This is a genomic window from Pseudodesulfovibrio tunisiensis (assembly GCF_022809775.1).
Taxonomy (GTDB): Bacteria; Desulfobacterota; Desulfovibrionia; order Desulfovibrionales; family Desulfovibrionaceae; genus Pseudodesulfovibrio; species Pseudodesulfovibrio tunisiensis.
In genome coordinates this window covers 1,632,355-1,644,361 of record NZ_CP094380.1, presented here as the reverse complement: position 1 = coordinate 1,644,361, position 12,007 = coordinate 1,632,355, and the positions used below count along the sequence as shown (strand labels likewise).

Sequence of the window (12,007 nt, the reverse complement as noted above, 5' to 3'; positions counted from 1 at the left end):
TCATCAGCCGGCAACGATGGCCCTTGTCGTCTGCGCAATCTCCAGTTCCTCGTTCGTGGGAATCACGAGCACGGACACGGCGCTTCCACTGGTGTGGATGGCCCTGATCCCGGGGGAGCGGGTCGCATTCAGTTCCGGGTCCACAGATATTCCGAGGAGGGAGAGACCGTCACAGGCAGCGGCGCGGACCGCGTCGTCATTCTCGCCAATCCCGGCCGTGAACACCACTGCGTCCACGGAACCGAGGATTGCCGCATATGCGCCGAGAGTCTTCTTAACGCGATACGCAAACATGTCAAAGGCCAACTGGGCGTTTTCATCCCCTTTTTCCCTGGCGGCGTGCACGTCGCGCATGTCGCTCAGGCCGCAGATGCCGAACATGCCGCTCTTCTTGTTGAGCAGCGTGTCCACTTCCCTGGGGTCGAGATCCGTATTGTCCGCCAGATAGGCATGGATCGAGGGGTCGATGTCGCCCGAACGGGTGCCCATCATCAGCCCGGCCAGCGGGGTCAGGCCCATGGTGGTATCCACGCATTTGCCGTTCCGTATGGCGGCCATCGAGCAACCGTTGCCCAAGTGTACCGTGATCAGGTTGCTCTGGTCCAGCGGCTTGTTCAAAAAACGGGCCGCTGCCTTGGACACATACTTGTGCGACGTGCCGTGGAACCCGTACCGGCGAATCTTGAGCCGGGTGTAGAACTCCATGGGCAGGGGGTAGAGGAACGCCTTTTTCGGCATGGTCTGATGGAATTCATTGTCGAACACGATGACTGCGGGGGTGTTCGGAAAGAGTTCCCACGCTACTTCTATGCCGGTCATGTTCGCACTGTGATGCACCGGGGCCAGAGACTGGATCGACCACAGGTCGTCGATGACCTTTTTGGTGACCCGCACCGGGGCGGCAAAGAGTTCTCCGCCCTGAACCACCCTGTGGCCGATGGCGTCCACTTCCTCCATGGAGGCGATTACGCCGAGATCCTTGCCGGTCAGCTTGTCGATCATGATCTGCATGGCCGCACCGTGATCCGGCACCGGAAGCTGTTCGGAGTGCTTCTGCTCCCGATCCGTGCCGGGATGCGACTTGTGGCTGGCTCCGCCCATGGGGTCGCCGATGCGCTCCACAACTCCCGAGGCCAGCGCGGCCTCGGTCTCCATGTCCAGAAGCTGGTACTTGAGCGAGGAGCTCCCGCTGTTGATGACGAGAATCTTCATTTATGCGTCCTTTTCCGCTTGAGCCTGTATGGCGGTGATGGCCACGGTATTGACGATGTCGCGAATGCGGCACCCGCGGCTGAGGTCGTTGACGGGCTTGTTCAGCCCCTGAAGAACCGGGCCGATGGCTGTGGAGCCGGGCACGGCGCGTTGCACTGCCTTGTAGGTGTTGTTGCCGGTGTTCAGTTCCGGGAAGATGAACACGGTGGCGCGGCCGGCAACCTTGCTGTCCGGCATCTTGGTGCGCGCCACTTCCGGATCCACGGCTGCGTCGTACTGGAGGGGGCCTTCGATGGGCACGTCCAGTCCGCGTTCCCGGGCCAGTTCCTGGGCAATCTCGGTCGCCCGCGCCACCTTTTCCACGTCCTGACCCGATCCGGACTTGCCCGTGGAATAGGAGAGCATGGCCACATAGGGATCAATGCCGAAGATGCGTGCGGTCTCGGCCGAACTGAGCGCGATTTCCGCAAGCTGGCGTTCGTCGGGATTCGGGTTCACGGCGCAGTCGCCGAATACCACCACCCGGTCGCCCATGCACATGAGGAACACGCTGGAAACGATGGACGCGTCCGGCTTGGTCTTGATGAACTCGAAGGCCGGGCGGATGGTCTGGGCCGTGGTGGTCACCGAACCGGACACCATGCCGTCCGCGTCCCCGGTCTGGACCATCATGCTGCCGTAGTACGTGGGATCGCTCATGCGGTCCCGGGCGTCCTCCATGCGCACGCCCTTGTGCTTGCGCGCCTCGAAGTACAGCTTGGCGTATTCCTCGAACCTGTCGGATTTCGCAGGGTCGAGAATCCGCGTGCCGTTCAGGGAGACGCCCAGTCGGGAGGCCTGTTCCCGAACCGCGTCCGGATCGCCGAGCAGGGTGATGTCCACCACCTGCCTGCGTTGCAGGATTTCCGCAGCCTGAAGCACGCGGTCGCTCGTGCCCTCGGGCAGAACGATGTGCTGTTTTGCGGACTTGGCCCTTTCGATCAGGTTGTATTCGAACATGAAAGGGGAAATCTTTCTGGATTTGGTGGTAACCAGCCGCTTGCGCAGTTCCTCGGTGTCCACGCAGGATTCGAACAGGCCGATGGCGGACGCGATCTTGGCCGGGTGTTCCGGGTCGATGGTGCCGTGCAGTCCCTGTAGAATCTGGGTGGTCTTGTAGGTGTGGTGCTCCACGCTCAGGATGGGCAGGGGCACGCCGGTCCATCCCTCGATGAGTCTGTGGATGGTGTCCGGGGGCTGGAGGCCGCCGGTGAGCACGATGCCCGCGATGTCCCCGTAGGACGAGGACTGGCGCGAGGTGATGCTTGCCAGAATGATGTCCGAACGGTCACCCGGGGAGATGACCAGAGTGCCATCATTGATGTACTTGAGAAAGTTGCCGATGTGCATGGCCGCGGTCACGAATTCGTCCACCTGCGTGTCGAGCCTGCCGTGTCCGTAGAGCACGCGCGCATCCAGCCATTTGATCACGTCGTGGATGGTGGGGTTTCCGAGGCGCTTGTCGTCCGGGATCACGTAGGCAAGCAGGGGATGGGACGCCTGCGTGTTGGCCTTGATCTCCTCCAGCATGGATGCAGGCAGGTCGGGCCGGGCCCGGTTCACGACCAGCCCCGTGACTTCCAGTCCCTTTTCCTCGAAGGTTTCGACAATGCGCTGGGTCGAGCCCGTGATTTCGGGTGCGGTCTTGTTCAGGCCGTTGACCACCAGCAGCACGGGGCAGCCCAGATTGGACACGACCGACACGTTCATCTCGTATTCCAGCGCTGCATTGTCCCCGATGTAGTCCGTGCCCTCGCAGAGCACGAAGTCGTACTGCTTTTCCAGTTCCTTGAACTTGTTGAGCGTGTTTTCCAGAAGCAGGGACTGCTGGCCCTTGTTCAGGAGCCGCCGCGCCTCGCTCAGGGTATAGGCGTAGGTCTGGTCGTACTCCATTTCCAGCTTGAAATGCTTGAGCATCAGGTCGATGTCGTGATCCCGGCCATTGTCCAGCGGATCATTGATGATCGGGCGAAAGACGGCCACGCGTCGAACATGGGCGCGCAGGAGCTGCATCACGCCGAGAACGATGGCGGACTTGCCGCTTCTGGCTTCGGTTGCCGCTATGTAAAGGCTTTTGGACATGTCGCGTTCCTTTGGGGTTCCGATGGAGGGGAGGGGCGGCAGGGCAGCCGCCCCTCCCGGATAATCGCGCCGACTTCGTCATCGAGGTGAACCGGCGTTATCCTGCTCTCCGGGGATGGGGTGGTGTTCTTTATGCATTCTCGGTTGCTGTCGGGGCGTCCTCCGCAACATCCTTGTCGTAGCAGATCAGGCCGCAGCGCAGGCAGCGGTCAGCCTCGGCCCGAGCCTCGGCTTCGGATATCGCGCCTTCGACTTCGCTGAAGGTGCAGTTGCGGTCGTCGCCGTGGCACAGGTGCGGCATGACTGCACGCTTCTTGCGTTCAACATGGTCGATCTCCCGGAACAGGGTATAGGGGATCATGTCCTTCTGCGTGGTTTCCGGGACCGGAATGTCGCCCTGGGTCATGTAGTAGTGCATGGACCGGGCAGCCTTCCTGCCATCGCCGATGGCCGAAATGACCAGATCCGGGCCGGTGTATACGTCGCCTGCGGTGAACACGCCGGGGATTGCGGTCTGGAACGTGTGTTCGTCGGCCACGATGGTTTGCCAACGGGTGGTTTCCAGAGGGCAGGTTTCGGCGTTCTCGTCGTACAGGCATTCCAGATTCGGCTTCTGACCGATGGCCGGGATGATCAGGTCCGCAGCCATTCGCGCTTCGGAGCCTTCCTTCTTGATGGGCCTGCGGCGGCCGGATTCATCGGGTTCGCCCAGCTCCATCTCATAGTATTCGAGATGCGTGGCCTTGCCGTTCTCGTCACCGATGACCCGGGCGGGTGCGGCCAGAAAACGGAACTGCACGCCTTCTTCCTCGGCGCCCACGATTTCCTCGGGGTTGGCTGGCATTTCCGCACGGGTGCGGCGATACATGAGCGTGGCTTTCGCGCCCAGACGTACACAGGTGCGGGCCGCGTCAATGGCGGTGTTGCCGCCGCCGACCACGATCACGTGTTCGCCCACTTCGGGCCGCTGGCCCAGCGCATGGGCCGTGAGGAACTCGATGCCGCCCATTACGCCGTCAAGGTCTTCACCCTCGGCGTACATGCCGCTGGCCTGCCATGCGCCGATGCCGAGGAAAACGGCTTCGTAGCCTTCCTCCTTCAGGGTCTCCATGGTGAAGTCCCTGCCGAACCGGGTGTTGAGCCGTGCCTCGATGCCGAGGTCCAGAATGCCCTGAATCTCCCAGTCGAGATCGGCCTTGGGCAGCCGGTATTCGGGAATGCCGTAGCGGAGCTGGCCGCCCAGATGGGGCATGCCCTCGAAGATGGTGGGGCTGTGCCCGAGGCGGCGCAGGAAGTAGGCGCAGGACAGACCGGCAGGTCCGCCGCCCACGATGGCGACCTTCCTGCCGGTGTCCTTGGCACAGGGTATGGTCAATCTGTTCCCGGAATGCAGTTCGCGATCCGCCACGAAACGCTTGAGCATGTTGATGCCCACGGCTTCGTCAACGTACTGGCGGCGGCATTCGGTCTCGCAGGGGCGCGGGCATACGCGACCGCACACGATGGGCAGGGGATTGCGCTCGCGGATGGTCATGAGTGCGCCGTCGTAGTCTCCGGCCTTGACCTGTTCGATGTATCTGGGAATATTGATCTGTCCCGGACATTTCTGGCGGCACGGGGCCAGACAGTCCGTGGTCTGGTTGAGATGCAGGAGCCGGGCCGTCATGCCGGTCACGGCGATCACGCCGCGCGGACACGCGTCCACGCAGTTGCCGCATGCCTTGCACATGGCCGGATCGATCACGGGCAGGTGGTCCGGGCCCATGTGGATGGCGTTGAACGGGCAGGCACGCACACAGGAGCCGAGGCCCAGGCAGCCTTCGGGGCAGGATTTCGATCCGCCGTAGAGCTGGTGGGCGGCGCGGCAGTCCAGCACGCCTTCGTAATTGAAGGCGTCCTCGGCGCGGGTGCCGCCAGTGCAGTCGCGCTGGGCCAGCTCGGGTTCGCGCTCGATGACTTCCTGTCCCATGATGCCGGCGATGATTTTCGAGGCTTCGGCGTCGGCCACGATGCAGACCGTTGCCGGGGCCTTGCCCGCCACGATGGCCGCGGCAGCGCCGGAACAGCCCGGAAAGCCGCAGCCGCCGCAGTTTGCGCCGGGCAGGTTGTCCTCGATCAGGGCGATGCGCGGGTCTTCCTTGACGTAGAGCAGCTTGGAAGCCACGCCCAGAATGGCGGCCGCGCCTAGACCGATGCCGAAAAGAGTCAGTCCCGATGTGGTTATCATATCATTCTTCCTGTATGGCAGCTCGTTAAATCATGCCCTTGAAGGCGAAGAAGGCCAGGGACATCAGCCCGGCCATGACCAGCCCGATGGGCGTGCCACGCATGGCGATGGGCAGCCGTCGCACGGCCAGCCGTTCGCGGATGCCCGCCAGCAGGACAAGGGCGACCATGAAGCCCAGACCCGAGGCGAACGCGAACAGCACGGTGTGCAGCAGACCGAATTCCTCGCGCTGGCAGATCAGGGCGATACCCATGACAGCGCAGTTCGTGGTGATGAGCGGCAGGAAGATGCCCAGCGATTTGTACAGGGGCGGGACCATCTTCTTGAGAAACATTTCCACGAACTGGACAAGGGACGCGATGACGAGAATGAAGGCCAGAGTCTGGAGATAGCCCAGACCGAAAGGCACCAGAATGTGGCGCTGGACCAGCCATGTGATGGCTGCGGCCATCACGGCCACGAACACCACGGCTCCGCCCATGCCGACGGCCACGCCCGTATCCTTGGACGTGCCGATGAACGGGCAGTTGCCGAGGTACTGGGCCAGCACGATGTTGTTGACGAACATCGCGCCTATGAAGAGAAGAAAGTATTCCTGCATGATGTTGTTCTCCCTCGACTAGGCGGATTGTGCCTTGTTGCATGCGCCGCAGGACTTGCAGTCGTGGGTCGGTCCCTCGACTGCCTTGAGGCCCTGACGCTTGCGCCGCACGTTTTCCGAGAAGTTCATGATGGCCAGCAGAATGCCGAGGCTCACGAATGCGCCCGGCGCCTCGACCATGAATCCGAAGGGTTCGAATCCCTGCCATGTGGCGTCGATGCCGAAGAGCTGACCCTTGCCCAGAAATTCGCGCAAGGCGCCCAGAAAGGTCAGGGACATGGTGAAGCCGATTCCCATGCCCAGACCGTCGGCAATGGCGAGAAGGGGCGGATTCTTGGACGCGAATGCCTCGGCCCGGCCCAGAATGATGCAGTTGACCACGATGAGGGGCACGAAAATGCCCAGTTGCTGGTACAGGGGATAGGCGAACGCCTGCATGAGCAGCTCCACGGCCACGACCAGGGATGCGGAAATGGCGATGAAGCAGGCGATGCGGACCTTGGCCGGGATTATCTTGCGCACCAGCGAGATCAGCAGGTTGGACAGGGTGAGCACGAAGACCACGGCCATGCCCATGCCCAGCCCGTTGTCCGCGGTGTTGGTCACGGCCAGCACCGGGCAGAGGCCCAGCACCAGTTTGAACGGGGGCAGGTCCTTCCAGAGACCCTTGGAGAATTCCTTCCATAATCTGTTCATGAGTATGCTCCAGACCAGAGTGTTTGCCCGGGGGCGGCTAGGACCAACCCTCGGCGAACTTGCCCTTGAGGGTATTGAAGATGGAAACGGCCTCGCGCACGGCGGACACGGTGCCCGTGGAGGAGATGGTGGCCCCTGCCACGGCGTCGATGTCTCCGCCGTTCTTCTTGAGCTTCATGGAATCCAGGGCATGGCCCTTGAATTGGGTGGTGAAGCCGTGGCCCGTGACCCGGGAGCCCAGCCCCGGGGTTTCCTTCATGGTGGTGATGCCGATGCCGGACAGGGTGTTCGCGGTCATGTCAAAGCCGACCATGACGCCGATCTGGCCGCCGTATCCCTTGCCCGAGGTCTCGAAGGCCACGCCGTTGAGCCTGCCGTCCTTCATGGCTGGAAACACCGTGATGCTGCTGCCGTCCATTTCGAATTTTCTGCGGTCCTTGATGGGGTTGTTGTCGTAGTCGTTCAGCACCTGTTCAATGGCCGGGGCCTGAACAAAGGTGAGCACCTGTTCCTCGATGATCGGAGCGGTGGCCTGCTTGAGAGCGGCCAGCGTCACGCCGGAAAGGCCGCAGATCAGGGACAGGACAACCATCATTTTCATCATTTCCTTCATGGTTTACCTCACTCCGAACGGCCGGGGCCGGATGCGCTCGAAAACAGGGGTGAACAGGTTGGCGAGCAGTATGGCGAACGGCACGCCGTCCGGGTAGATGCCGTACGTGCGGATGACGACGATCATGGTTCCGGCCAGCAGTCCGAAGAGGAGCATGGGGATGCGCCTGTTCGGCGAGGACGGGCCGTCCGTTGCCAGAAAGAAGGCGCCGAACAGCGTGGAACCGGTAAAGAGATGAAAGGCCGGGCTGGCATGGGTCGCGGGATCGATCATGTTGAAGACCCACGCCGTGAGCAGTACGCCGATGATCACGCCGGCCGGGATGATGGACGAGATGTGCTTGCGCACCAGCAGGAACAGGCCGCCGACGATGACGCCGGCCATCTGCACCGCGCCCAGACCGCCGAGCTGCTTGCCCAGTATCAGTTCCCGAAGGCTGCTTACCGTGACCGCATCCAGACCGAAGTCCTTGAGCTGGGCCAGAGGGTACACCATGTCCGTGTTCAGCATGGTGGCGTTGATGTCCATGAACGCGGGCCATGAGAGTCTGCAAATGGCCCAGCCGATCAGCGGGGCGCAGAACGGGCTGCCGCCGAGTCCGCCGAATACCATCTTGCCGAGCACGATGGACATGGCACTGCCCGTTGCCACCAGCCACCACGGGGCCGAGGAGGGCAGCAGAAAGGCGAAGCACAGTCCCACTGTCAGGGCGTGCAGATCGTGGATCTGGGTTTCCCGGTCCATGAAATGGTCGCAGATTCTCTCGGCGAGCAGCGCCACGGCCATTGCCAGAGCCATGACCCGGAACGCGGCCAGACCGAGGCTGGATACGGCCATTGCCGCTGCCGGGATGAGGGCCAGAAGAATGTTGAGCATCCTGTCCCGTACGGTCACGCCGCAATGGCGGTGGGGCGGAACCGAAACGGTGAGGATGAGCGGGGTGAGCTGTTTCACGGTTAGTTCTCCTCTGCAGTGAGGGCTTTGGCGCGTGCCAGTTCGCTTTTGGCGAGCCGGATGTATTGCAGCATGGGGCGGCGGGCGATGCAGAAGAATCCGCACAGGCCGCATTCGAAACAGGCTTCCACGTGCTCTGCTGCGGCCTTGTCGTACATGCCGAATTCCGCATAGCTGGTGATCATGGCCGGATCGAGACGGGCCGGACAGTGGCGGACGCATTCGCCGCACCCCACGCACGGGGAGTCCACGGCCACAGGAGCCTCGTTGGTCACGACCGAGATCGCGCTCGTGTTGCGCGCAACGCCCTGCATGGGCGAGGCCGCAGCTGTTCCGCGAAGGACGCCGCCAAGGACGATGCGGTCCAGATTGCCGGGCTTCTGTCCGGTCTTTTCCAGAAGCAGTCCTGCCGGAGTGCCCAGCGGTACCAGACTGGCTGAATTGCCCAGCGTGACCATGGTTTCCATGACCGGAAGCCCGGTCTCCATGATGCGGCCCACGTGAAACAGGATTTCCAATCCCAGCACCACGGTCTTGTCCGGGGCTTCCACCCCGGTCACGGTATAGGCGACCATGGGGTCGAGTCCGGCCGGGTACTGTTCGGAAATCTCTGCGGATTCCGTATCGGAAAAAGCCTTGCCAGACCCCTTGAGCGTGGCCAGAACCGTCCTGCTAGGGGCGTATAGGGCGATGACGGCCTCAAGGCCGCGCTCAAGGGTTGCTCGGGAGGAAGAAAGCAGTTCCTGTCTGGCAAGAACGCCGGGTTCGGCATCCACTGCGTTGATGATGAGAAAATCCGTTCCCGCTTCCGGGATGGGAGCCAGATCCGCGCCCAGTCCGGCCAGTCTCGTCCGCAGCTCGGCTCCGGAGATGTCCCGGAGGTCTTCGGGCTCGACTTCGGCGTTGCCTTCGGCGGTGATCCTGACCCGGAACGCGTCAACCTGACTCACTTTTCCGGCAATGGGAGTATGGATGTCGCCCATGTCCGGCACGGACGAAGTGGCGACCCGTTCTCCGCGCCTGACTTCCTGTCCGCACGTGACGAGCGGACAGTGACGCATCAGGGTCAGTTCGACATGCGGCGGCAAAGGATGTGTTTCATGCGTATTCATCGTGACCTACCTGCTGATGTGGCACTTTTTGCAGTTGTCCGGGCCGTAGGGGCCTGCATCCATTCCCTCGTGGCAGGACATGCACTGATCGTGGAAGGCGTTCATGCGCGGCAGCACCAGCTCCCTGACCTCGGAGTCGTGGCACTTGTCGCAGGAAGTGTAGTCGCCCTCGTACTGGGTCATGTCCACGGGCACATGGCAGGACTTGCAACTGGAGAGTCCCTTCTCGAACATGTCGTCGTGACAGTTGGCGCAGCTCTGATGACCGGCCAGCCGCATGCTGAGAAGTTCGCCCGAATCGTCATCCTTGTGGCAGTTCGCGCACTTCTGGGGTTCCGGCTCGATCTCCTTGCCGTGGTGGCAGTCGTAACAGTCGCTTGCGTAGTCCTTGTGCGCCTCGTGGTCGAAAATTACTTCGCCGTATTCCGTGTGGTGGCAGCGCACGCAATAGGTTTCGTCCGGGAAGGAATCCATGTGTGCGGCCATGTAGTCGTCGTCGAATTCCGTGGGATGGCACGATCCGCAAGCCATGGTTTCGTCGTCCTTGCCGTGCGGCATGGGCTTTCTGTCGTGATGACATTGGGCACAGTCGATCTGATAGTCCCGATGGTGCACGAGATGGGAGAAGATGACCTTGCCTCCGTTGTTCTTGAACAGGATTCGCACCGGCATTTTCGGGGTGTCGTCGGATTTGACGTATCCCAGGACGGCTGCCCCAAGGAGCACGACCGCTATCACTATCACCGGAAGAGTCTTCGAGTTTGCACGCATTTTTCTCTCCGCCGCACGTCGGGGGCAGCTCAACGGTTATTGGATTGACGGTATCATCCCGGGGCGGCCGTACGACCGCCCTCGGGAAGTGTTTGCAAGGTTACTTGGGAATCACGCCCCAATCCGGAACCACGCCCAGGTCGATGCCCCAGACGATGGGCAGGACGTAGACCACGAAGGCGGTGATCAGGATTGTGCCGATGATGTTCAGCCATATGCCTGCCTTGGCCATCTGCTTGATGGAGACGCACCCGCTGCCGAAGATGACGGCGTTGGGCGGAGTCGCCACGGGAAGCATGAAGGCAAAGGAGGCGGCCACACAGGCGCTGATGATGGTGGCGTAGGGATGCACGCCCATGGCGATGGCCGCGCTGCCCATGATCGGCACCAGCAGGGTCGCGGTGGCCGTGTTGGAGGTGATCTCGGTCAGGAAGATGGTCATCAGGACCACGGTGGACACGAAGATGAGCATGCTCGCGCCTTCCAGTCCGCCGAGCTGTCCCGCGATGTAGGTGGCGAGTCCGGTCTTGGCAAAGCCGTTGGCAATGGCCAGACCGCCGCCGAAGAGCAGGATCACGTCCCAGGGAATCTTGACCGCGGTCTTCCAGTCCAGCAGAAATTCGCCCTTCTTGAAGTTGGTCGGAATGGCGAACAGGATCAGGGAACCGAGAATACCGATGGTTGCGTCGTGAATGAAGCCGAACTTCGGCATGATATCCAGCACGAAGGGCATCTTCTTGAGGAAGCCGCGCGCCAGCCAGAAGGAGGCGATGAAACAGCCCACGATCACGATTTTCTTTTCTTCGGGAAGCATGGGGCCGAGTTTTCTGATTTCCTCTTCGATGATGGCCTTGCCGCCAGCCAGTTCCATGTCACCGGTCGGGAAGAGCATCCTGGTCAGCAGCACCCACGCGATGGCCAGCATGACCACGGACAGGGGCACGCCGAAGAGCATCCACTGGCCGAAGCCGATTTCCACGCCGAACATCTTTTCGACCATGCCCACCATGACGGTGTTCGGGGGCGTGCCGATGATGGTGGCCACGCCGCCGATGGAGGCTGCGTAGGCAACGCCGAGCATCAGGCCCTTGCCGAAGTTGTGTTCGGGGTCGTTCGTGCCGGTCATGCGCAGCTGGTCGGAATTGAATCCCGTGGCCTGCTGGATGACTGCCAGTCCGATGGGAACCATCATCATGGCCGTTGCCGTGTTGGACACCCACATGGACAGCAGGGCCGTGGCGACCATGAACCCGAGCGTCATTCTGGCCGGGCTGGTGCCCACCAGACGGATCGTGTGCAGAGCCACGCGGCGGTGCAGGTTCCACCGTTCCATGGTCACGGCGAGGAAAAAGCCGCCCATGAACAGGTAGATCAGATGGTTCGCATAGGGTGCAGTGGCCGCATTCGACTTCATGACGCCGAGGAGCGGGAAAAGGGCGATGGGCATCAGGGACGTGGCGGGAATGGGAATGGCTTCGGTGATCCACCAGATAGCCATGAATGCCGTCACCGCGGCAACGCGCCACGCCTCGGGATTCATTCCTTCGGGAGCCGGGAGCAGGAGCATCGCTATGAAGACGATCGGCCCGAGAAAAAAGCCGACTATCTTTCCTTTTCCACTGTCTTGTTGTGCGCTCATTGGTTTTCCTCTCTCTTGTGTTGGCGGCACCGCTGCCGCTGTCGTTCACCTCAACCGACAC

Annotated in this window: 10 protein-coding genes; all 10 read right to left on the bottom strand. The window is 61.9% G+C overall.

Annotated features, from left to right (window positions below; all coding sequences use genetic code 11):
• Nucleotides 1-3: 3 nt before the first annotated feature.
• The gene (locus MPN23_RS08090) at nt 4-1,212 is read right to left on the bottom strand and encodes an acetate kinase (protein WP_243547188.1); all 1,209 of its coding nucleotides are present in this window, start codon (nt 1,210-1,212) and stop codon (nt 4-6) included.
• Nucleotides 1,213-3,333, bottom strand: a complete 2,121-nt coding sequence (pta, locus tag MPN23_RS08085) for a phosphate acetyltransferase (RefSeq protein WP_243547187.1) — start codon at nt 3,331-3,333, stop codon at nt 1,213-1,215.
• Between the two features lie 130 nt (nt 3,334-3,463).
• Nucleotides 3,464-5,560, bottom strand: coding sequence for an FAD-dependent oxidoreductase (locus MPN23_RS08080; RefSeq protein WP_243547186.1), 2,097 nt, complete (start codon nt 5,558-5,560; stop codon nt 3,464-3,466).
• A gap of 25 nt (nt 5,561-5,585) precedes the next feature.
• Nucleotides 5,586-6,161, bottom strand: a complete 576-nt coding sequence (locus MPN23_RS08075) for an electron transport complex protein RnfA (RefSeq protein ID WP_243547185.1) — start codon at nt 6,159-6,161, stop codon at nt 5,586-5,588.
• Nucleotides 6,162-6,179: 18 nt separating this feature from the next.
• The gene (rsxE, locus tag MPN23_RS08070) at nt 6,180-6,857 is read right to left on the bottom strand and encodes an electron transport complex subunit RsxE (RefSeq protein ID WP_243547184.1); all 678 of its coding nucleotides are present in this window, start codon (nt 6,855-6,857) and stop codon (nt 6,180-6,182) included.
• Between the two features lie 37 nt (nt 6,858-6,894).
• Complete coding sequence (gene rnfG, locus MPN23_RS08065) at nt 6,895-7,470, bottom strand: RnfABCDGE type electron transport complex subunit G (protein WP_243547183.1); 576 nt, start codon at nt 7,468-7,470, stop codon at nt 6,895-6,897.
• A gap of 3 nt (nt 7,471-7,473) precedes the next feature.
• Complete coding sequence (locus MPN23_RS08060; RefSeq protein ID WP_243547182.1) at nt 7,474-8,424, bottom strand: RnfABCDGE type electron transport complex subunit D; 951 nt, start codon at nt 8,422-8,424, stop codon at nt 7,474-7,476.
• Nucleotides 8,425-8,426: 2 nt separating this feature from the next.
• Nucleotides 8,427-9,536: a 4Fe-4S dicluster domain-containing protein gene (locus MPN23_RS08055; protein WP_243547181.1), complete on the bottom strand. Its 1,110-nt coding sequence runs from the start codon at nt 9,534-9,536 to the stop codon at nt 8,427-8,429.
• Between the two features lie 6 nt (nt 9,537-9,542).
• A complete protein-coding gene (locus tag MPN23_RS08050) occupies nt 9,543-10,307 on the bottom strand; it encodes a cytochrome c3 family protein (RefSeq protein WP_243547180.1) in 765 nt (254 codons plus the stop codon).
• A 100-nt stretch (nt 10,308-10,407) separates the two neighbouring features.
• Nucleotides 10,408-11,946: an SLC13 family permease gene (locus tag MPN23_RS08045; RefSeq protein WP_243547179.1), complete on the bottom strand. Its 1,539-nt coding sequence runs from the start codon at nt 11,944-11,946 to the stop codon at nt 10,408-10,410.
• Nucleotides 11,947-12,007 lie beyond the last annotated feature (61 nt).